This window comes from Tropicimonas sp. IMCC34043 (genome assembly GCF_003390845.1).
Classification (GTDB): domain Bacteria; phylum Pseudomonadota; class Alphaproteobacteria; order Rhodobacterales; family Rhodobacteraceae; genus Tropicimonas.
Map to the genome: position 1 here is coordinate 1,027,744 of NZ_QMEK01000001.1, position 21,351 is coordinate 1,049,094.

The 21,351-nt window shown below is 64.6% G+C and carries 19 protein-coding genes; 10 read left to right on the forward strand and 9 right to left on the reverse strand.

The annotated features are described in order from the left end of the window. Window positions 1-24 precede the first annotated feature (24 nt). From DQG17_RS04780 to DQG17_RS04795, 4 genes are all read left to right on the forward strand, one after another. A complete protein-coding gene (locus tag DQG17_RS04780; RefSeq protein ID WP_116131609.1) occupies window positions 25-1,158 on the forward strand; it encodes a sugar ABC transporter substrate-binding protein in 1,134 nt (377 codons plus the stop codon). A 97-nt stretch (window positions 1,159-1,255) separates the two neighbouring features. Further along, complete coding sequence (locus DQG17_RS04785; protein WP_198666021.1) at window positions 1,256-2,809, forward strand: sugar ABC transporter ATP-binding protein; 1,554 nt, start codon at window positions 1,256-1,258, stop codon at window positions 2,807-2,809. Beyond that, window positions 2,806-3,831, forward strand: coding sequence for an ABC transporter permease (locus DQG17_RS04790; protein ID WP_116131610.1), 1,026 nt, complete (start codon window positions 2,806-2,808; stop codon window positions 3,829-3,831). Before DQG17_RS04785 ends, DQG17_RS04790 begins: the two co-directional genes overlap by 4 nt. Before the next feature lie 19 nt (window positions 3,832-3,850). Continuing rightward, complete coding sequence (locus DQG17_RS04795) at window positions 3,851-4,711, forward strand: intradiol ring-cleavage dioxygenase (protein ID WP_116131611.1); 861 nt, start codon at window positions 3,851-3,853, stop codon at window positions 4,709-4,711. A 176-nt stretch (window positions 4,712-4,887) separates the two neighbouring features. Here the strand turns inward: DQG17_RS04795 and pcaF are convergent, their stop codons facing one another. The 3 genes from pcaF to DQG17_RS04810 are packed head-to-tail and all read right to left on the reverse strand — an operon-like array spanning window position 4,888 to window position 7,498. Next, on the reverse strand, window positions 4,888-6,087 hold the full coding sequence (gene pcaF, locus DQG17_RS04800) for a 3-oxoadipyl-CoA thiolase (RefSeq protein ID WP_116131612.1): 1,200 nt from the start codon (window positions 6,085-6,087) through the stop codon (window positions 4,888-4,890). Then, the gene (locus DQG17_RS04805; RefSeq protein ID WP_304466272.1) at window positions 6,087-6,779 is read right to left on the reverse strand and encodes a 3-oxoacid CoA-transferase subunit B; all 693 of its coding nucleotides are present in this window, start codon (window positions 6,777-6,779) and stop codon (window positions 6,087-6,089) included. The genes pcaF and DQG17_RS04805 overlap by 1 nt, the downstream gene beginning before the upstream one ends. Continuing rightward, the gene (locus tag DQG17_RS04810; RefSeq protein WP_116131613.1) at window positions 6,779-7,498 is read right to left on the reverse strand and encodes a 3-oxoacid CoA-transferase subunit A; all 720 of its coding nucleotides are present in this window, start codon (window positions 7,496-7,498) and stop codon (window positions 6,779-6,781) included. Before DQG17_RS04810 ends, DQG17_RS04805 begins: the two co-directional genes overlap by 1 nt. 107 nt (window positions 7,499-7,605) lie before the next feature. On the opposite strand from DQG17_RS04810, the gene DQG17_RS04815 reads away from it, so the two are divergent. Further along, window positions 7,606-8,364 (forward strand): IclR family transcriptional regulator C-terminal domain-containing protein, encoded by a 759-nt coding sequence (locus tag DQG17_RS04815; protein ID WP_116131614.1) that lies wholly within the window; start codon window positions 7,606-7,608, stop codon window positions 8,362-8,364. A 399-nt stretch (window positions 8,365-8,763) separates the two neighbouring features. Here the strand turns inward: DQG17_RS04815 and DQG17_RS04820 are convergent, their stop codons facing one another. Continuing rightward, window positions 8,764-9,264 carry a GNAT family N-acetyltransferase gene (locus DQG17_RS04820; protein WP_116131615.1) on the reverse strand — a complete coding sequence of 167 codons (501 nt, stop codon included), beginning with the start codon at window positions 9,262-9,264 and terminating at the stop codon, window positions 8,764-8,766. A 300-nt stretch (window positions 9,265-9,564) separates the two neighbouring features. On the opposite strand from DQG17_RS04820, the gene DQG17_RS04825 reads away from it, so the two are divergent. Beyond that, the gene (locus DQG17_RS04825; protein WP_116131616.1) at window positions 9,565-10,770 is read left to right on the forward strand and encodes an amidase family protein; all 1,206 of its coding nucleotides are present in this window, start codon (window positions 9,565-9,567) and stop codon (window positions 10,768-10,770) included. A gap of 329 nt (window positions 10,771-11,099) precedes the next feature. On the opposite strand, the gene DQG17_RS04830 is transcribed toward DQG17_RS04825, so the two are convergent. After that, window positions 11,100-11,399 (reverse strand): DUF4389 domain-containing protein, encoded by a 300-nt coding sequence (locus DQG17_RS04830; protein ID WP_116132587.1) that lies wholly within the window; start codon window positions 11,397-11,399, stop codon window positions 11,100-11,102. A gap of 277 nt (window positions 11,400-11,676) precedes the next feature. On the opposite strand from DQG17_RS04830, the gene glsA reads away from it, so the two are divergent. Further along, entirely contained in the window at window positions 11,677-13,545 is a 1,869-nt protein-coding gene (gene glsA / locus DQG17_RS04835) for a glutaminase A (RefSeq protein ID WP_198666022.1), read from the forward strand. A gap of 12 nt (window positions 13,546-13,557) precedes the next feature. Here glsA and DQG17_RS04840 read toward each other — a convergent pair whose 3' ends face one another. Further along, window positions 13,558-14,526 carry a Gfo/Idh/MocA family protein gene (locus DQG17_RS04840; RefSeq protein ID WP_116131618.1) on the reverse strand — a complete coding sequence of 323 codons (969 nt, stop codon included), beginning with the start codon at window positions 14,524-14,526 and terminating at the stop codon, window positions 13,558-13,560. Between the two features lie 405 nt (window positions 14,527-14,931). Between DQG17_RS04840 and DQG17_RS04845 the strand changes: the two genes are divergently transcribed. Further along, window positions 14,932-16,713 carry an alpha/beta hydrolase gene (locus DQG17_RS04845; protein WP_232829326.1) on the forward strand — a complete coding sequence of 594 codons (1,782 nt, stop codon included), beginning with the start codon at window positions 14,932-14,934 and terminating at the stop codon, window positions 16,711-16,713. A 180-nt stretch (window positions 16,714-16,893) separates the two neighbouring features. Here DQG17_RS04845 and DQG17_RS04850 read toward each other — a convergent pair whose 3' ends face one another. From DQG17_RS04850 to DQG17_RS04860, 3 genes are all read right to left on the reverse strand, one after another. Beyond that, window positions 16,894-17,391 carry a DUF4405 domain-containing protein gene (locus DQG17_RS04850; protein ID WP_116132589.1) on the reverse strand — a complete coding sequence of 166 codons (498 nt, stop codon included), beginning with the start codon at window positions 17,389-17,391 and terminating at the stop codon, window positions 16,894-16,896. Between the two features lie 180 nt (window positions 17,392-17,571). Beyond that, window positions 17,572-18,468, reverse strand: coding sequence for an RNA polymerase sigma factor RpoH (gene rpoH / locus DQG17_RS04855; protein ID WP_116131619.1), 897 nt, complete (start codon window positions 18,466-18,468; stop codon window positions 17,572-17,574). Window positions 18,469-18,717: 249 nt separating this feature from the next. Next, complete coding sequence (locus DQG17_RS04860; protein ID WP_116131620.1) at window positions 18,718-19,764, reverse strand: pseudouridine synthase; 1,047 nt, start codon at window positions 19,762-19,764, stop codon at window positions 18,718-18,720. Here DQG17_RS04860 and DQG17_RS04865 point away from each other — a divergent pair. Both DQG17_RS04865 and ppk2 read left to right on the forward strand, forming a co-directional pair. Continuing rightward, window positions 19,763-20,089 (forward strand): DUF6476 family protein, encoded by a 327-nt coding sequence (locus DQG17_RS04865; protein WP_116131621.1) that lies wholly within the window; start codon window positions 19,763-19,765, stop codon window positions 20,087-20,089. The two genes, DQG17_RS04860 and DQG17_RS04865, sit on opposite strands and share 2 nt — an antisense overlap. A 125-nt stretch (window positions 20,090-20,214) precedes the next feature. Next, a complete protein-coding gene (ppk2, locus tag DQG17_RS04870; RefSeq protein WP_116131622.1) occupies window positions 20,215-21,210 on the forward strand; it encodes a polyphosphate kinase 2 in 996 nt (331 codons plus the stop codon). Window positions 21,211-21,351: the final 141 nt, after the last annotated feature.

The following is a 21,351-nucleotide window of genomic DNA, read 5'->3' on the forward strand; positions in this document are numbered from 1 at the left end:
GGGGGCCATCAGGGAGGGAAAGTTATGACTTATTTCAACAGGACAGCTCTGCGCACTGTCTCGCTGACCGCGATGCTCGCGGGCGCGGCTCTGGCGCAGCCGGCGCTGGCCGATGACATGCTGGCCGAGGCGAAAGCCATGGTCGAGCAGGGTTATGCCGGGCTCTACGAGGCGCCGCCGGAAACCGGCCCCGCCGCCGTCAGCGGCAAGACGATCTGGTATATTTCCTGCGGTCAGGCTTTTGTGCTTTGCGCCCAGCAGGCCGAGGGCTTTGCCGAAGCGGCGGAGCATCTGGGCTGGCAGGTCAGCGTTCAGGACGGCAAGGCGACCCCTTCGGTCGCCAGCGATATCATCCGTCAGGCGGTCGCCGCCAAGGCCGATGGCATCGCGATTTCCGCCTTCGACTGTCCGGGCGTGAAAAGCGCGCTGTTGCAGGCCAAGGCCGAGGGCGTGCCGGTGGTCTCGGTCCAGTCGATTGACTGCAGCGCCGACGTGTTCGGCAGCGAAGAGCCGCTTTTTACCGCGTCCGTCAATATGCTGGGCTCCACCGATGCGCGCGATTTCTACTATCGCTTCGGCGAACTGCGCGCCAACTACGTGATCGCCAGGACCGAAGGGCAGGGCAAGGTGATCTCCATCGCCGAGACCAGCCAGCAGGTTCAGCAGATAAACCACAAGGGCTTCATGGACACCATCGCCAAATGCGAAGGCTGCGAGGTCGCGGAATCGACGTTCAACTTCGGTCAGGTGCCAAGCCCCGCGACGCAGATCTGGCAATCGGCGCTGCTGCAAAACCCCGACGCGGTTGCGGTGGAATACGGCATCGACGCGCTGATGGAGCTGGGGCTGCAAACCGCCGTTCGGCAATCGGGCCGCACCGATCTCGTGGTCGGCGGGGGCGAGGGGTTCCCGAACAATTTCGACCTCATCCGCCGGGGCACGCAGACCTTCTCTGTCGCGCTGCCGTTCAAGTGGTTCGGCTGGGCCGTGGCCGACACGATGAACCGCGTGCTGGCGGGGGAAGATCCCGCCGAGATGCCGAACCAGGGCACCGGATTCATCTTTGTCGATGCCGAGCACAACCTGCCGGAACCGGGCGAGATGCTGGAGCCGAAGCTCGATTTCCGCGCGGCCTATCTGTCGGTCTGGAACGGATAAGCCCACGCCGCGCCCGGAGAGGATCCGGGCGCGGTCTGGCAGGCGCAGGATGCCCCTGATCGCCGTTCCACACCCGCTGCGGAAGAGGGAGGACCCAATGCAAAAGATGACAGAGCGGGCAGAGGTGACCTCTGCACTGCGGATAAGAAACCTGTCGAAATCCTTTGGCCAGACGCAGGCGCTGGACAAGGTGAGCTTCGAGATCCGGCCGGGGACCATTCACGGGCTGCTGGGCGGCAACGGCTCGGGCAAGTCGACGCTGATCAAGGCGCTGGCCGGGGTGCAGCCGGCGGATCATGGCGGCAGTTTCGAGTTTCTCGGCACCACGGTCAGCGCCGACCACATGACGCCCGAGCTGTCGCGCGCGCTGGGGCTGCGCTTCGTACACCAGAACCCGGCGGTCTTCCCGTCGATGACCGTGGCCGAGAACGTCGCCATCGGCGCCAGCTTTCCCACCACGGCGGGCAAGATCCGCTGGAAGGCGCTGCGGCGCCACACGCAGGAGCTTCTCGACAGGTTCGAGATCCATGCGCGGGCGGGCGACATGGTGGGCGATCTGCGGCAGGCCGAACAGACGATGATCGCCATCGCGCGGGCGCTTCAGGACGCCGATGAAAACGCCGTCTCGGCGCTGGTACTGGACGAGCCCACCGCCTCGCTGCCCGACCATGAGGTCGAGATTCTGCTGGATGCGGTGCGCCGCTTTGCCGCCGCCGGACACACGATCGTCTATGTCAGCCACCGGCTGGACGAGGTGATCCAGCTCACCGACGACGTGACCGTCCTGCGCGACGGGCGCCATGTGGTGACGCGCCCGTCCGAGGGGCTTTCGGAAAGCGGGCTGATCGAGCTGATCGTGGGCCACAGTCTTGAAAAATCCTATGCCTCGGCGCAGGCGGCTCCCGCCCCGCTGGGCGCGCCCCGGCTGGAGGTGCGCAACCTCTCGGGCGGTCCGTTGCGCGACGTGTCCTTCGATGTCGGGCGCGGCGAGGTGCTGGGCATCGCCGGGCTGCTCGGCTCGGGCCGCACGGAACTGCTGCGGATGCTCTTCGGCGATCTCGACCGCGAGGGAGGGACGATGACGCTCGACGGCAACGCGGTGGAATTCGCCGAGGTGCGCGAGGCGATGGGGACAGGCGTCGCGCTGGTGCCCGAGGACCGCAACCGCGAGGGCGTGTTTCAAGGGCTCTCTGTCCGGCAAAACCTGTCAATTGCCGATCTCGGGCGCTTCACCCGCGCGGGCCGTATCAATGGCACCCGCGAGCGGCAGGAGGTTCGGCAGTCGATCAACGATTACCGGATCAAGACCGCCGACGACGCGGCGCTCATTTCGTCGCTCTCGGGGGGCAATCAGCAAAAGGTGGTGATGGCCCGGTGGCTGCGGCGCAAGCCCCGGCTGCTGCTGCTCGACGAGCCGACCCAAGGCGTCGACGTGGGCGCGCGCGAGGATCTTTACGCCGCGATCCGCGCCAGCCTGAGCGACGGCATGTCCGTCATCGCCGTCAGCTCGGATTTCGACGAGCTGGCGCAGATCTGCGACCGCGTGGTCGTGCTGCGCGACGGCTGCATCACCGCCGAATTGCGGGGCAAGGACATCACCCGCCAGCAAATGACACATCTGGTACTCGCCAGCGGAAAGGATGCCGCATGACCATGGTCAAAGAAGCCAAACATTTCGCAAACGCGCCCAAGGGCAGCGGCTCGGTCAACTGGACCGAGTTCTTCGAACGCTCGGGGCTGATCCTGCTGCTGCTGCTGGTGATCGTCGTCTTCGCCATCCTGCGGCCGAACACCTTTGCCACCTACGCGAATTTTCGCAGCATTGCGACGGTGCAGCCGGTCATGGCAGTCACCGCCATTGCGCTTATCGTGCCGCTGATCGGCGGGCGGTTCGATGTGTCGGTGGGGGCGACGCTGGGCCTGTCGGCCATCGTGACGGCCTCGGCCATGAGCCATTTCCAGCTTCCGCTGGCGGCGGCCATTGGCCTCGGCGTTCTGGCCGGCGCGCTGATCGGCACGATCAACGGCACCATCGTCGCCTATCTCGGGGTGAACTCGATCATCGGTACGCTGGGCATCGCCACCATCCTCGGCGGCGTCGTGACCGGCTATACCAACGGCATTCCGATCAGCAGCGGCCTGTCGCCCATCCTGACGGATATCTCGATCCAGTCGGTGCTGGGCATCCCGGTGCTTTTCCTCCTCATGGCGGTGATCGCTGTAGCGGTCTGGTTCGTGCTGACCCAGACGCCCTATGGCCGCAACCTGGCCGCTGTCGGTGCGAACGCGGATTCTGCCCGACTGGCCGGCATCCGCAGCAAAAGCGTGGTGATGCGGAGCTTTGTCATCGCCGGTGCGCTGGCGGGCATCGCGGGCGTGCTTCAGATCGGTGCGCAGGGCAATGCCGGACCGCAGCTCGTGGGCATCACCTTTATCCTGCCCGCCCTGGCCGCCGCCTTCCTCGGGGCGACCACCTGGCAGCCGGGCCGCTTCACCGTGCAGGGCACGATCATCGGCATCTTCTTCCTCGGCACCACGATCAGCGGCTTGTCGCTGGTTGGCATTCAGCCCTGGATCACCGATGTGTTCAACGGCGCCGCCGTGGTGCTGGCAATCGCGCTCTCCGCCCAGCTGCGCCGCCGCCGGACCGGATCGCTCGATATCGGAAGCTAAGCCGGGAAAGGACGCACGCATGACGAAGTATTTTTCGGAAGACCGGTCGGTCGACGTTGTGAACGCCCGCATGGGCGGGGAGATCAATCCCCGCCTGCGCGAGGTAGTGACGAGCCTCGTCAGCCACCTGCACGCCTTCGCCAAGGAGGTAGAGCTGACCCAGGCGGAATGGGATCTGGCCATCGATTTCCTCACAAGGACCGGCCAGATCTGTACCGAGGAACGGCAGGAGTTCATTCTGCTTTCGGATGTGCTGGGCCTTTCGATGCTGGTGGATGCGATCTGCAATCGAAGGCCCGATGGGGCGACCGAAAACACGGTCTTCGGCCCGTTCCACGTCGCCAATGCGCCGATGCGTGAGTTCGGCGATACCATCTCGCTCGACGGCAAGGGCGAGTCCTGTCTCTTCGCCGGGCGGGTGCTGGATCTGGAGGGTAACCCGATTGCCGGGGCCTGCGTCGATGTCTGGAGCGACAATTCGGACGGTTACTACGATGTCCAGCAGCCGGATATTCAGCCGAAATGGAACAACCGGGGCCGGTTCATGAGCCGCGAGGACGGCAGCTACAGCTTTGTCGGGATCAAGCCGGTCAGCTATCCCATCCCCGACGACGGCCCGGTCGGCAAGCTGCTGACTTCGCTGGGGCGGCATCCCTACCGGCCGGCGCATATGCATTTTCTGGTCACGGCGGAGGGGTATGACACCATCGTCACGCATACCTTTGTCGGCGATGACGACTATATCGGAGATGACACGGTGTTCGGCGTCAAGGCGTCGCTGGTCGCTCCGTTCATCCGGAACGAGACCGGCACCACCGAATGGCGCTCTGACTACGACTTCGTGATGGTCCCGGCCCGGAACGGGGGAGCTTCAGCCTAGATGGGATGAGACAGGTCATCCCACGACGATGCCGATAGTCCCGGCCTGTGGGACCTGCGAAGGTTGCTGGCAGAGCGCTCCGGTCGTCGGGGCGCTCTGCTGTTTCGACTTGTCCTGGAACCGGGGCGGCGGCTGCACCGAAGAGCGAAAGAGGATTTCGCCCGCCGGTGAGAGGTTCAGAGCGCTTCGAGCGCGATGGAGATGCCCTGGCCGACGCCGATGCACATGGTCGAGAGAGATTTCTCGCACGGCTTCAGGTCGAGCATGGCGGTGCCGGTGATGCGGGCGCCCGACATGCCGAGCGGGTGGCCGATGGAGATCGCGCCGCCATTCCGGTTCACGCGCGGGTCGTCATCGGCGATGCCCAGATCGCGCAGCGTGGCGAGACCCTGCGAGGCAAAGGCCTCGTTGAGCTCGATCACCGCGAAATCCTCCTGCGTCAGCCCGAGCCGCGCCATCAGCTTTTTCGAGGCGGGTGCGGGGCCAAAGCCCATGATGCGCGGTGCGACGCCGGCGGTGGCGCCGCCCAGAACGCGGGCGATGGGGCGCAGCCCGTGCTTTTCCGCCGCCGCCTTGCTGGCCAGCACAAGCGCCGCCGCGCCGTCATTGACGCCCGAGGAGTTGCCCGCCGTCACCGTGCCGTCGGCCTTCACGAAGGTCTTGAGATTCTGCAGCGCTTCGAGCGTGGTTTCGGGGCGCGGATGCTCGTCGCGATCCACCACCAGAGGGTCGCCCTTTCGGCGCGGGATGGTCACCGCGACGATCTCCTGCGCGAGGCGGCCATTCTCCATCGCTGCGCCCGCCTTTTGCTGCGAGCGCAGGGCAAAGGCATCCTGATCGGCGCGCGAGACGCCGAAATCCTCGGCCACATTCTCGGCCGTCTCGGGCATGCTGTCGACGCCGTATTGCGCCTTCATCAGCGGGTTGACGAAGCGCCAGCCGATAGTGGTGTCCTCGACGCTGTTGGCGCGCGTGAAGGCGGCGGTGGCCTTGGGCATGACGAAGGGCGCGCGGCTCATGCTTTCGGCACCACCGGCGACGATCAGCTCGGCCTCGCCGGCCTTGATGGCGCGGGCGGCGGTGATCACCGCATCCATGCCCGAGCCGCAAAGCCGGTTCATCGTCGTGCCGGGCACGGTTTCGGGATAGCCCGCGAGCAGCAGCGCCATGCGCGCCACGTTGCGGTTGTCCTCGCCCGCCTGGTTGGCGCAGCCCATGATCACCTCGTCGATGGCGGCGAGGTCCATTCCCGGGTTGCGTTCGGCCAGCGTGCGCAGCGGGATCGCCGCCAGATCGTCGGCCCGCACCGAGGAAAGAGCGCCGCCATAGCGGCCCACGGGGGTGCGGATATAGTCGCAGATATAGACGTCGGTCATCAGAGATCCTCCGGTACGATCAGGTCGCCGACGGGGCCGTCGGTATGCAGCGTGGCGCCGGTCACCGCCTGAAGCGCCTCCATGGAGATGGCGGGCAGCTTTTCGCGCAGCACGAAATGGCCGTCCTGCACATCGACCACCGCGAGCGAGGTATAGACGCGGGTGACACAGCCGACGCCGGTCAGCGGAAAGGTGCAGGCCTCGACCAGCTTGGGGCCGCCATCCTTGGTGACATGGTCGGTGATCACCGCCACGCGCTTGGCGCCATGCACCAGATCCATCGCGCCGCCCACGGCGGGCACGCCCTTGGAGCCGACGCGCCAGTTGGCCAGATCGCCGTTTTGTGCGACCTGATAGGCGCCCAGAACCGCAAGATCGAGATGCCCGCCGCGCACCATCGAGAAGCTGTCGGCATGGTGAAAGAAGGATGCGCCGGGTTTCAGCGTGATCGCCTTCTTGCCGGCATTGATCAGATCCCAGTCTTCCTGCCCCGGCTCGGGGGCTGCACCAAAGCCCAGCACGCCGTTTTCGGTGTGATAGGTCACGTCGCGACCCTCGGGCTGGAACTTGGCGATGAGCTCGGGAAAGCCGATGCCGAGGTTCACATAGGAGCCGTCCTCGATATCCTGCGCCGCGCGCCAGGCGATCCGGGCGTTCGAGAGCTTGTCGTCCATCAGGTTGAAATCGGACATCAGTAAACCACTCCCGTGCGCACGAGCACTTCTTCCTGCTGCGGTTCTGGCACCTCGACGAGGGTGTCGACAAAGATGCCGGGGGTGATGACCTGCTCGGGGTCGATGCTGCCGGGCGCGCCGAGCTCGGCCACCTGCGCGATGGTCCGGTCGGCGGCCATCGCCATGAGCGGGTTGAAGTTGCGTCCGGCCAGACGGTAGGTGAGGTTGCCCATCGGGTCGCCCTTCTGGCCCTTGATCAGCGCGACATCGGCCTTGAGCCAGCGCTCGCGCACATACATCTTGCCGTCGAATTCCTCAGTCGGTTTGCCTTCGGCCAGCTCGGTGCCGTAGCTCGACGGCGTGTAGAAGGCCGGGATGCCGGCGCCGGCGGCGCGGATGCGTTCGGCCAGCGTGCCTTGCGGCACCAGCGACAGCTCGATCTCGCCGGCGAGGTATTTCTCGTTGAACGCCTCGGCATTGGAGGAGCGCGGGAAGGAACAGACCATCTTGGCCACCATGCCCGACTTGATCATCGCGGCGATGCCGATGTCGCCGTTGCCGGCATTGTTGTTGATGACGGTGAGGTTCCCGGGGCGGCCGGTGGCGCGAAAGCGGTCGATCAGCGCGTGGATCAGCTCGATCGGCGCGCCGGAGCCGCCGAAACCGCCGATCATCACCCGGGCGCCGTCGGGGATCGACGCGACCGCCTCGGCCGTGGTGGACGTGACTTTGTTCATATGAGGCCCTCCATTTCTGCCGCTGGAGTACTTCCGCAGCGGGCAGGCGGGCGAGTCGATTTGTTCATATATTGATATTTGTTCATATCGTGGATAGCCTTGTTCACATGTCGAACAAGCCAACCGATTTCATCGCCTCGCTGGCCAAGGGACTCCGGGTGATCGAGGCCTTTGGCAGTGACACGCCTCGCCTCTCTATCGCCGAGGCCTCCGCCGCAAGCGGGCTCGACCGTGCCACCGCGCGGAGAGTGCTGCTGACGCTGCACCGCGAGGGCTATGCCGATTACGACGGCAAGTTCTTCACCCTGACGCCACGCATCCTGCGCCTGGGCGTGGCGGCGCTGGCTTCGCTGCCGCTGTCGCAGGTCGTGCAGCCCTGGCTTGATCAGCTCTCGGAACAGATTGGGCAAAGCTGCTCGGTCGCGCTGCTGGACGAGACCGAGATCGTCTATATCGCCCGAGCGGCGCAAAAGCGGGTGATGTCCATCGCGCTGATGCCCGGCTCGCGGCTGCCGGCTTGTAGCAGCTCGATGGGCCGGGTGCTGCTGGCGGCGCTGCCACGCGAAGAGGCACGGGCACGGATCGAGGCTTCCGACCTGTCGCCGCGCACCGCCTTCACGATCTCCGATCCGGACGAGATCATGGCGCGCGTCGATGCGGTGCGCAGCCTAGGCTACGCGATTATCGACCAGGAGATCGAGATCGGGCTGCGCTCGATCGCGGTGCCGCTGCTCGACGGGCGCGATCGCGTCGTCGCGGCGCTCAACACCGGCATGGCGGCCACCTCCGAACATTCACAAGAGATGGTCGCAACCTTTTTGCCGCGACTCTTGAAGGTGCAGGGAGGTCTCAAACGTATTATCTAGCTTCGCTCCTTATGAACTCAGGCAGCAAGCTAGATCGACATGTTCTTATTGGGTTGAGAATAACCTTGGTGCAGACTGACCAGCTTCACCTGTCTAATCCTGCGCATGCTGGAGATGAGTGCCGTGCAGTTCTTTCATGATCCTAAAACGAAACCTCGTCGAGAATTTCTTCAACAAGGTCAATCGCTTCCGGATGGTTTCTACCGGAGACGAGAAAACGGCATGAAACTATCTCGCAACCGTTCCGATCTCTTGACCTGAGACCCGACTCTCGTCCGTATTGAAGTGCGTCCGCGAGTTCATTTCTGATGCTAGGCGGCGCGCAGTCGTCCATAGCGGGCAATTTCTGTCAAAGGGAATGCCCCGGCCACAGTGTCGGCTGTGTGGCCGGGGCTGAGACTACCGCTCTTGTGTCAAGCCGAACGCGGAATGATGGATCAGTTCGCCCTTCGGTTCGCTGCCATCGAACGGCAGTGCCTGAACGAACCGAGGTGGGCAGCCGTCCACCTGCAGTTGCGGATAGGCCCTGAACCCAAAGCGGCCATAATAGCCGGGGTCGCCGACAAGTGCGGCACCTTTGCAGCGAGCCCGCAACTGCAGGAGCGCCTCGGCCATGAGGGCGCTACCGATCCCTTGCCCATGCCGCGCGGGAAGGACGGCAAGCGGTCCGATCAATCCCCAGCCGGATACGGCACCGATCCGGGCACCCGACGCTGCCAGATAGCCGACCACGTCTCCTCTGTCCTCGGCAACGAGCGACAGGCTGAGCGCGTCGTCAGCCCTGAGCCTGTCGATAATGTCAGCCTCGGCTCCGCTGGCCTGCGGCAGAAGCTTCATGGCCTCGGTAACGACGGTACGGATCGCAGAAACATCGATGTCGATTTCGTTTCTGATCAACATGTTATACCCCTTTAGTGTCGAGTTGCGCGCGAACGAAAAAAACGCCGTGTTTCGAGATGTGGTAATGCACCGCCGCTTCTGTGCGAGAGCCCGCTGTATCTCGAAGATCGGCGAGGACTGTCTGCGACACCACCAGTCGTTCCCGGGTTCGATGGAGGCGTCTCATAGCCAGACAGGGAACGACAGCAAGACCTGCCACGGGTTTCGGGATTTTTCCGACACATGTGAACGTGTCTACGGCCATTCAGTGGAGTAGGGCCACGCGATATGCTGTTCAGATTCGCACCAGAAAAAGACTGCATGCTTGACCCCGCAGCAGACCCGTCCGGTGGACTGATCGAACGGCTGGATCTCGCCCCATTGCGCAAAGGACCGCTTGATGGGCTGGAGTTCACGGCAAAAGACAACATCGACCTCGCGGGATATCGGACGTCCTATGGCAGTCCGGCGTGGCGAGACGCGCATCCGGCCCCGGTCTACAACGCCCTTTGTGTGGATCAGCTGCTTGGCGCTGGTGCCCGGTGCGTCGGGAAGGTCGTCGCGGACGAGTTCACATATAGCCTCGACGGGGAGAGCTTCTATTTCGGCACCCCCCGCAACGCGAAAGCGCCAGATCGGGTCCCGGGCGGCTCATCCAGCGGTTCTGCGGCGTCGGTCGCCAATGGTCTTGCGGATTTCTCGCTTTGCACGGATGCAGGAGGTTCGACCCGTTTCCCGGCAAGCCTTTGCGGCCTTTGGGGGATGCGTCCTTCCCTGCATCGGATTTCCGAGGCTGGAGTCTTGCCGTTTCAACCAAGCGTCAGCACCGTCGGTGTGCTGGCGGATCGTTTCCATGTGCTCGATGCCACGATGCGCGTCTTGCTTGACAGCCCGACATCACCAGTTCCGTCGCCAAGGCGCATCCTTGTGCTGAAGGACGCGCTGGAGATCGCCGATCCCTCCGTCCAGGATCAAGTCACCATCGCATTGGATCGAATTGCAGAAAGCACCGGCGTCGCTGTCGAGCAGGTAGGATTTTCCGAGATCGTCGGCCGGCAGTGCGAGCTGAAAGCGTGCAATCTGGATGGACTGCGCGATCTGCAAACGGCCGAATTTCAAAGCACTGTCGGCAATTGGATCGAAGCCTGCAAGCCGGACCTCGGCGCCACGTTCTCGATGGCCTATGGAAATGTCCAGACGTTCGACCGCATCGCAGCGCTGGACAACATGGCGAGGTGTGAACGCCTTTTCAGGCAGATCAATGCCTTCTTCGCCCCGGAAACAGTGATCTGCTTTCCCACGACACCGAAGATCGCTCCCCTCAAAGGGTCTCTGAACACGCTCGATGCGGTAATGGACTTCTACGACCCGACAATGACAATCACCGCGTTTTCCGGCGTTGCGCGGCTGCCGGAAATCTCTGCGCCGCTGTTGACTGTGGAAGGTTGTCCGGTTGGCCTGTCATTCGCCGCAGGCCATTATCAGGACGAGTTCTTGTTGAGCGCGGTGAGGCACCTGGCCTGCTGATTTGTCGCGATCGACCTGAAACCCGCATCGACGGCGACTGGATCAGTTTTCACAACAACCCCCGCCCTCATCAGGCTCTTGGCGGGAGAAGTCCGTCAGGGCAGCGCGGCGGATCCATGAGATCCCAGGATCGGCGCGATCCCCGCGCCATTTCCGCCCTGCGCCAACGCGATCCCGACCGAGGTGCAGTTCTCTACGCATCCTTGGCAGCCGGCCTCGGATGGCAGCGGTGAAAGCGGCTGTCGCGCGCTGGACGTTCTGTAGCCTGATCTCCGCCATGGGGCCGTCTGCGGGGCAGGGTCGGCCTGTCGCATCGGTCGGGACGCGGTTCAGTCCAGCTCTGTCCAGGGCCAGGGCTTGACCTCGCTGCCGCCGGTCTGGAAGCGCGCGGCCTTGGCGATCCAGACGCCGAGGTCGGTGCCGAAATCGGCCAGCCGTTCGTTTGGCTGCCGCCGGTTCAGGACCATGATCACGAACTGGATGACGGTCGCAACGCCCAGGATCGTGTTGGCGATGCTGATCATGAAGGCGATGATGACCATATAGACGAGCCGCAGCAGCAGAGGCTCGGTTGCGCCGGGATCTGGCTGTGGCCCGTGCAGGCGTCCATCGATGTCTTCGTTGCGCATGGCGGCCTCCGGGCGGGTTCGGGGCAGAGTGTACCCGTCGCAGCGGGCCATGCAACGCCCCTGCGGGGCTGAATGTGCGATGCCGGGACGCGGCCACGCCAGCTGCGGCCGTGGTGCATCAGGCGCGGCGCGCCGTTTTTTTGGGCAGGGCAGAGCAAAGCCGACGGGCGCGCGTCCTATCGTGCGCGGCGATGGCCACGCAGTCGGTTGCTCGCTTTTCTTGGCAAAGCTGCTAGGCAGGATAGGTGACGTAACGAAACAGGGAGCGGCCCGAAACATGCGCGACGCAGGCGAGACCAGCAACGCCGCCGAGGACGCCGGAGCCTCGCCCATCGACGCCTATCTGCGGGATCTGCTGGAACGCCTGACCGAGGATCGCCGCGGCGCGGTCGCCGACTATATCCCCGAACTCGGGTTGGCCGACCCCGAGGACTTCGGCATCTGCATCGCAACGGTCGATGGCACGATCTATGCCGTGGGCGCTGCCGACAAGCCCTTTACCATCCAGTCGATGTCAAAGCCCTTCACCTATGGCCATGCGCTGAACGAGTTGGGCCGCGAACGGGTGATGGACCAGGTCGGGGTCGAGCCGACCGGCGAGGCGTTCAATTCGATCGTGCTCGACGACAAGGGCAACCGCCCGTTCAACCCGATGGTCAACGCCGGTGCCATTGCCGTGGCCGAACTGATCCAGGGCGAGACGGCAGAGCAACGCGAGGCGGCGATGCTGGGGTTGTTCTCGCGGCTTGCCGGGCGGCCGCTGGTCCTCGACGAAACGGTCTATGTCTCCGAGCGCGAGACCGGGCATCGCAACCGCGCCATCGCCTATCTGATGCTGAACACCGGCATGATCACCCGCCCGCCCGAAGAGGTGCTGGACCTGTATTTCCGCCAGTGTTCGGTGCTGGTCACGGCCCGCGACATGGCGGTGATGGGCGCGACGCTGGCCAATTTCGGCCGCAACCCGCTGACCGGCGCCAAGATCTATAGCTCGGCTGCGGTGCGCGACATGCTGACGGTGATGAGCACCTGCGGGATGTACAATTATGCCGGGCAATGGGCCTTTGACGTCGGCATCCCGGCGAAAAGCGGGGTTTCGGGCGGGATCGTCGCGGTGGTGCCGGGGCAGCTTGGTCTGGCGGTCTATTCGCCCCGGCTCGATGCCCATGGCAACTCGATCCGCGGCGTGCGCGCCTGCCAGGCGATTTCGCACGATTTCTCGTTGCACGGCTATTCCGGCCATGATGGCGGCGGCACGGTCATCCGTCGGCGATATACCGGGGCGAGCCTGCCGTCAAAACGCGCCCGGTCGAGGCGCCAGCGCGATTTTCTGGCCGATTCCTCGGGCTGCATCAGCGTGATCGAGGCGCAGGGCGCGCTCTATTTCGGGTCGGCCGAGCGGTTGATCCGGGCGATCTCGGACACGTCACGGCGCTGCCGCTTCCTGATCGTCGATTTCCGCCGCGTCGGCTATTGCGATCCGGCCGCGCGGCGGCTGCTGTTGCAAGCGGTCAACTCGGCCGCCGCGCGGGGCTGCGAGATCACGTTCTCCGGGTTGACGGGCGATGCCTCGAAGGAACGGCTGCGCGAGGAGTTCCTGCACGCACCGGGCTGTTCCGGCCAGCGCGCGGTCGAGGATTGCGATGCCGCACTCGAGACCTTCGAGGACAGGCTGCTTGCCGACATGCCGGGCCACCGCGCATCCGAGAAATATGCGCTGAGCGATCTGGAACTGTTCGCCGGGCTCGGCTCGGACGCGATCCGGCAATTGCAGTCGGTGGCCGAGACCTTCCAGTTCGATCCGGGCGAACAGATCCTGGCCGAGGGCGACGCGGCCAACCTGTTCTTCATCCTCGCCCGCGGCAGCGCCACGATCTCGATCGCGCTGCCGGGGACCGGGCGCAAGCGGATCGACTCGGTCGGTCCCGGCGAGTGCTTTGGCGAGATGGCGTTGCTTGATGGCGGCACACGTTCGGCCGATGTCCATGCCGACGGTCAGGTCGTGTGCTATGGCTTCTCGGTCGAACAGATCCGCGAGATCTCGCAGGCGCATCCCGAGATCCACGCCACGATCCTTGCCAATCTGGCCCGCATCCTGACCGCGCGCCTGCGCGCCGCCAACGAGGAGATCCGAGCGCTGGAATGACGCCCGGCCCGCTTAACCCTTGCCGGCAGCGGCGAAGAAGGCGTCGATCATCTCCTCTGTGCCGCGGCTGAATTCGAGCGGGCAGGGATAGGGCGTGCCGTTGCGCAGGCTTTCGCCGAAGGCCTCGACTTGCAGGACGTACTGGTTCACCGCGGGCCAGCGTTCGATGGTGATCGTGCCATCGGGGGCCAGCAGTTCGATCCGTGCCTCACCGGCGGAATTGGCGTTGAACGGGACCGGAACCCGCAGCACGCCCTTGTCGCCGTGGAAGACCATCTCCTGGAACGGGCAGAGCCGCATCGACAGCAGCATGTCGAAGGCGAAGCTGTCGGATCGCGCCCGCGCGCGCGAGGTCACGTCGACCTCGTTCTCCCAGGTGACATCCCAGTCGATGACCTCCGGCATCGCGCCGGTGACAAACCGCATGGTGCCGATCGGATAGACCCCGATGTCGCGCATCGCCCCGCCGCCGGTCTCGGGCCGGTTGCGGATGTTGGCGGGGTCGGGGTTGTTGTAGCAAAACGCCCCGCGCACATTTTCGAGCTGGCCGATGGCGCCGTCGCCGACAAGCCGCCGGGCGCGTTGCCATTGCGGGTGATGCACGACCATATAGGCCTCGGCCGCCAGCAGCCCCGAGGCGTCGCGCGCCGCAATCAGCCGGTCGAAATCGGACGCCTTCAGCGCCATCGGTTTTTCGCACAGAACCGCCTTGCCGGCGGCCAGTGCCTTCAGCGACCATTCCACATGCAGATGGTTCGGCAACGGCAGATAGACCGCGTCGATCTCTGGGTCGGCCAGCAGCGCCTCATAGCTGGCGTGCAGCCGCAGATCCGGGCAGAAATCCAGAAACGGCGCCGCCTTTGCCAGATCGGAGGTCGCCAGCGCCTGCAGCCGCGCGCCCTTTGCGGCATGGATCGCCGGCGCCATCTCCCGGCGTGCGAAGTTCGCCGCCCCAAGAATTCCCCAACGGATAACGTCCATCCGACCCTCCCGGCTGTTTTGTGGCAAGACCACCTCTGCCAGAGGCACGATGCCCCTCGCGGTCGCTGCGATCCTCGGGCAGGACGGCACGCGTGTCAAAGAGACGTGGCCGCGCGGGTGCACAGGGCAATCGATTCTGCCGATCCGGCGCCTTGTCTTCAACAAATCCCAATAATTGCATATATACTTCACCTGCCGGGCGCAGGCGTATCCTGCGGGCGCTAACGGTGAGCGCTGACGGTGCGGGATGGTCGCAGTTACATCGACCTCCCGACGGGTAAGAACAGATCGATGTTGCGGTGCGGCATGAAGCCGGCCGTCAGTACGATGAACGAGGTAGCGACGATGACGAGCGGTTTTGCAGTCCAACACGCCCCCAAGACTGCGGTGGACGACGCAGGAGCGGTGCCAAAGACCGTTCTTGCCCGGCCGTTGGCGGAGGGCAATGCCCTTCAGCAACCCACTGCGGCGGAGGCGAACCTCCATCGACGCTATGAAAACCTCGACCGGGCGATCCGCGCCCGCAGCGCGCAGTTGACCAACGGTATTTCCCCCAATGCCTCGCGCGCGGCCTGGGTCGACTGGGCCACCCACATGTCCCGCGCCCCCGGCCGGCGGCAGGAGCTGATGGAGCTTGCGGCGCACAATGCGACCCGGTTCTGGCTTGGCGCCTTCGGGTTGGAAACCGGATTCGAGGCCAAGGCGGGCGATAGCCGCTTCGCTCACAAGGGATGGGAGAACCCGCCATTCGCTTTCTGGAAACAGGGCTATCTGGCGATCGAGGACTGGTGGGAACACGCCACGACCGAGGTTCGCGGCATGCGCCACAAAAGCACCGAGCGCGTCGCCTTTCAGGTGCGGCAGGTCCTTGACGCCTGCGCGCCATCGAATTTCCCGCTGACCAACCCCGAGGTCGTCGACGCGGCGCTTGAAACCGGCGGCAAGAACTTTGTTGCCGGCGCCCACAGCCTTGCCGAGGATGTCTCGCGCACCCTGATGGGCGAGCCCGACCCGATGCCCGAGGGCTTCAGCGTCGGTCAGAATATCGCCTGCACACCCGGCAAGGTCGTTCATCGCAATGCGTTGATGGAGCTGATCCAGTACACGCCGACCACCGACAAGGTGCAGGCCGAGCCGGTGCTGATCGTGCCCGCCTGGATCATGAAGTACTACATCCTTGATCTCAGCCAGACAAACTCGCTGATAAAGTACCTGGTCGATCAGGGCTTTACCGTATTCTGCATCTCCTGGGTCAACCCCGACGCCTCTTATGCCAACATGGGGCTCGATGATTATCGCAAGCTCGGGGTGATGGATGCGCTTGACGCGATCTCGGCGATCGTGCCGGGACCCCGGGTTCACGCCTGCGGCTATTGCCTCGGCGGCACGATCCTGTCGATTGCCGCGGCGACCATGGCCCGCGATGAGGACGACCGCCTCGCCTCGATCACGCTGCTGGCGGCGCAGACCGACTTCACCGAGGCGGGCGAAGTGATGATGTTCCTCGACGAAAGCCAGATCGCCTATCTCGAGGACATGATGTGGGATCAGGGCTATCTGGACCAGAAGCAGATGGCGGGCGCGTTTCAGGCGCTGCGCGCAGAGGACCTGATCTGGACCAAGGCGGTGCGCCGCTATCTGCTGGGTCTGCAGGAAAAGCCGTTCGACATCGCTGCCTGGAACGCGGACGCGACGCGGATGCCCTATCGCATGCATTCGGAATACCTGCGCGGGCTGTTTCTGGAAAACCGGCTGACCGCCGGGCGGTTCTCTGTCGAGGGCCGGGTGATTGCGCTTAAGGATATCGAGGCGCCGTTCTTCGTGCTGGGCACCGAGAAGGACCATATCGCGCCGTGGCGGTCGGTCTACAAGATCGCGCTGTTCAGCGAGGCCGAGATGACCTTCGTTCTGACCAAGGGCGGCCACAACTCGGGCATCCTGTCCGAGCCCGGCCACCGCGGCCGCGGATTTCGCGTCGGTTTCCGCAGCCCCGAGGACCGCTATGAGGATCCGATAAGCTGGATGGAGAACCACCCGTTTCAGAACGGCTCGTGGTGGCCGGTCTGGGTGGATTTCCTGAAGGCCCAGAGCAGCCCCGAAACCGTTGCCGCGCCTGCCATGGGCGCGCCCGATCAGGGGTTTGCCGCAATCTGCGACGCGCCCGGGACCTACGTGTTTCAGGAATAGCCAGGACCGCGCAGGCTGGTCTGGTGCGCGATGGTCCGACCCCGCGGCGGCGATCCTTGCCCTAGATCGGCGTTGGGGGTGCCGGAAGACAGTGGGGCCGGGGGCAAAGGCTCTCCGGCCTCATCCATCATGGCCGCGCGCGGTGTGATCGGCGCATCGGCCGTCTGGCCCCGGTCGCTGTTATGGCCTGCGCCAGGCCCGGCCACCGGTGCCAAGGCCTTCGGTCTGCTTGAAGTAACTGTGCCCGTCCATCAGCCAGCTTGTCGGGGGCAAGGCAAACAGCGCCGTGGCCGCGATCAGCAGCACCGCCAGAAACGCAATCAGGGCCTCGACCCGGTGCCCCGCCGGATGGGCGGGCGTGGCCGTCAGAAGGGTCTTGTAGACCCTGAGATGGAGGAGGAAGTGCCAGGCGACACAGGCGGTGAAGAGCAGGGCCATTCCGAGGTGCAGCGCCTCCCAGCCCTGGCGGTCGAGGCCGAGCCAGCGCCAGTCGAGATCCTGGGCGACACGCCCGCCCGGCGCCAGATAAAGAGCCACCCCGCTGGCCAGCATTATCGCAAAGGCGGTCCCGACCCCAAAGGCTGCCACGGCCCTGCCGGACAGATGCACACGATGTCCGTCCGGATGTTGCCCGACCGGCTTGCCGGTCGGAAGGTGGCTACGCTCCACATTTTCCATGATGCCCTCGCGATAGGATGTGCCGCGAGGCGAGGCAAAAATTTCAACGACCCGCGGCACTGATCCGGCCACCAACCGAATCATTGTAGACACTACAACATCATGTGCGAATTTGCATTGATATAGGTCATGGGCCGGAGCGGCGCGTGAATTTCCTTGCGTCACTCCGGCCGCGCTGGTTCAGGCCGGCGTCAGCAGGCCCTTTTCCCGGGCCAGATCCTTCATCCGTTTCTGAAGTTTCTCGAAGGCGCGCACCTCGATCTGGCGGATCCGCTCGCGGCTGACATCATAGGTGCCGCTGAGCTCCTCGAGCGTGACGGGCGGCTCTGCCAGCCGGCGCTGGGTCAGAATGTCCTTCTCGCGGTCATTCAGGACATCCATCGCCTCGAGCAGCAGTTCGCGGCGCACCGACATCTCGTTGTTTTCGGCATAGGCCTCGGCCTGGTTGGCATCGGTATCCTCGAGCCAGTCCTGCCACTGGGTGGAGGAATCGCCGTCGCTGCCAACGGTCGCGTTGAGCGAGGCATCGCCGCCCGAAAGCCGGCGGTTCATCGAGATTACTTCTTCCTTGGTCACACCAAGGTCGTTGGCGATCCGCTCGACGTTCTCGGGCCGCAGGTCGCCTTCCTCCAGCGCGCCGATCCGGTTCTTGGCCTTGCGCAGGTTGAAGAACAGCTTTTTCTGCGCCGAGGTGGTGCCGAGTTTCACAAGGCTCCACGACCGCAGGATGTATTCCTGGATCGCGGCGCGGATCCACCACATGGCATAGGTCGCCAGCCGGAAACCTTTTTCAGGGTCAAAACGCTTGACCGCCTGCATGAGGCCGACATTGGCCTCGGAAATTACCTCGGCCTGCGGCAGACCATAGCCGCGATAGCCCATGGCGATCTTGGCGGCGAGGCGCAGGTGGCTGGTGACCATCTTGTGGGCCGCTTCGGCATCCTGATGATCCACCCAGCGCTTGGCCAGCATGTATTCCTGTTCCGGCTCCAGCATCGGAAACTTGCGGATTTCCTGCAGATACCGGTTAAGCCCCTGTTCCGGAGACGGGGCAGGAAGGTTGGCATAGGTCGACATTTCGTCCCTCCAGTCCTGTTGGGGTCCTGGCACGTCCATGGTGCATAGAACTCAAGATATGATTTAGAAACTGAACCGTTCGGTTCAAGGTCTTTCAACCATGTCCTGGGCGGGATGCGCCGAGGCGGCCCTTGAAGATCGTCTGCTTCAGTTGCAGCGCATCCCTTGCAGGGAGCAAGTCCTATCGCGGCCGGTCGCGCAGTTGTGCGGGACATTTCAGAAATGTGACGGGGTCCCAGTGGCTTGCGATCAGCCGGACCCGCGCTGGGTCCGCATCGCAGCAAGCAGCGTTGCCAGATCGTCGGGCAGGGGGCTTTCAAATGCCATCGGCGCGCCGCTGAGCGGATGGACAAAACCGAGCGTGGCGGCGTGCAGCGCCTGACGTGGAAACGCCTGTGCGGCGGCCGCCGCGGCGTCCCCAAGCGCCTTTGCCGACAGCCTTCGCTTGCCGCCATAGGTCGGATCGCCGATCAGCCCGTGACCGGCATAGGCCATGTGGACGCGGATCTGATGGGTGCGCCCGGTTTCCAGCCTGCATTCGACCAGGGACGCGGCGGTGGGCGAGCCCAATGGCTCGATTACCCGCGCCCGGGTGACGGCATGGCGGCCGCCCGACCACAGCACCGCCTGGCGCTGCCGGTCATGGCGGTGGCGGGCGAGCTGGGTGGTGATGCGCAGCACGGCGCCCGGCTCCCATGCGATGCCGCGCAGGCCGGCAAGCCGCGGGTCGGCCGGGTCGGGGCAGCCGTGGACCAGCGCCAGATAGCGGCGGTCGACCGAATGCGCCTCGAACTGGGCGGCAAGCCCGTGGTGGGCGGCGTCGTTCTTGGCGACCACGAGCAGGCCCGAAGTCTCCTTGTCGATCCGGTGGACGATGCCCGGCCGGCGTTCGCCGCCGATGCCCGACAGCGCCTCGCCGCAATGGTGCAGCAGCGCATTCACAAGGGTGCCATCGGCCGATCCCGGGGCAGGGTGGACGACCATGCCGGCCGGTTTGTCGATGACGATCAGGTCGTCATCCTCGAAAACGATGTCGAGTGCGATTTCCTGCGACAGCGTTTCGGTCGCGACCGTCTCGGGCAGGTCAATCTCGATCACCTCGCCCTCGTCGACGCGGGCGGTCTGATCGCGCAGAACCTCGGCGCCGCGGCGCACGCAGCCCTCGGCAATCAGCCGGGCCAGCCGCGAGCGGCTGAGCGCGGCTTGCTCTGGCACGTCGCGCGCCAGTGCCTTATCAAGACGTGCGGGCGGATCGGCGGCGATCACGACCCGGATCAGCCGGAGCGGACCCGACATGGATGACCCTTCCCTCAGCAAGGAGGATGCGCGGACGCTTGCGTTCCTGCGCGGCCTCGTTCTGGTACTGACCGCGACGATGATCATCGGGATCGGCGTTCTGGTGGTGCTGTTCGCAACCCGCTTTCCCGGGGTCAAGTCCCGGCCTGCGGTCAGCGCACAGCGCATCGTCCTGCCCGATACGCTGGAACTGCCGGCGGGCGCAACCGTCACCGCCTTCACGCAGGGCGACGGCTGGTGGGCGGTGGTGACAAATGGCGACGAGATCCTGATCTTCGACGCGGCCAGCGGCGCATTGCGCCAAAGGGTGGCGGTCGAGCACTGAACCGGCGGCCTTCTGCGGCGGCAATTCGCGGGCACTGACATGAATCCGACATCTGGTAGGGTCATGATCATGTATCTACGATCACAGGACCGGGCCGCTGCGGCCCCCGAGACGGAAACGGATTCATGAACGACAGCCCCGAGAAACCCGCAGACCCCCGCAACGATCTGGTCGCCGCGATCGAGGACATATCCGAGGCCGTCAGCGATCTGCCGCTCGATGACCTGCACCGCGACTGGCTCGAATCCGAGCTTGAAGAGACTCTGGACGAGACCTTCGAGATGGAATTCAGCGAACCGATGCTGAGCCGGGAGATCCGCAAGATCTATCTCAAGGCGCATCCGGAATCGCTCGACCGCCGGGTCTATTTCTCCAACCTGCTGCGCCTGCAGGCCGAACTGATCAAGATGCAGGACTGGGTCGAACATACCGGCGCCAAGGTCTGCATCCTGTTCGAGGGCCGCGATTCGGCCGGCAAGGGCGGGGTGATCAAGCGGATCACCCAGCGGCTGAACCCGCGGACCTGCCGGGCCGTGGCGCTGCCCGCCCCGAACCGGCGCGAGCAGAGCCAGTGGTATTTCCAGCGCTATGTTCCGCACCTGCCGGCGGGCGGCGAGATCGTGCTGTTCGACCGCTCGTGGTACAACCGCGCCGGGGTCGAGCGGGTGATGGGGTTTGCCACCGAACCGCAGGTCGAGCAGTTCTTCCAGGACGTGCCGGAGTTCGAGCGGATGCTGGTGCGCAATGGCATCATCTTGCTGAAATACTGGTTCTCGATCACCGATGCCGAACAGCAGCTTCGCTTCCTGGTGCGGATCCACGACCCGATGAAGCAGTGGAAGCTGAGCCCGATGGACCTGCAATCCCGCGTCCGCTGGGAGCAGTATACCATGGCCAAGGAGGACATGTTCGCGCGCACGAACATCCCCGAGGCGCCCTGGTACATCGTCGAGGGCAACGACAAGAAACGCGAGCGGCTGAACTGCATCGAACACATCCTGACAAAGATCCCCTATGAACCGGTCGAGGCCGAGAAGGTGGTGCTGCCCGAGCGGGAGTATAACCCCGACTACGAACGCAAGGTGCTGCCCGACGAGCTCTATGTGCCGAAGATCTATTGAGTTCCGGCGCGGTCGCGGGAACCGGAGGCGAGGGGGCAGCCCCTCGCTTTTGGCCCGACCCGCTTGCCTCGGAGTTCGCAGTTTTTTCGCTCTGTTCGGGAATTGGTCCTTTGGGGAGTGTTGACAGTGCCTCGTTTGGCT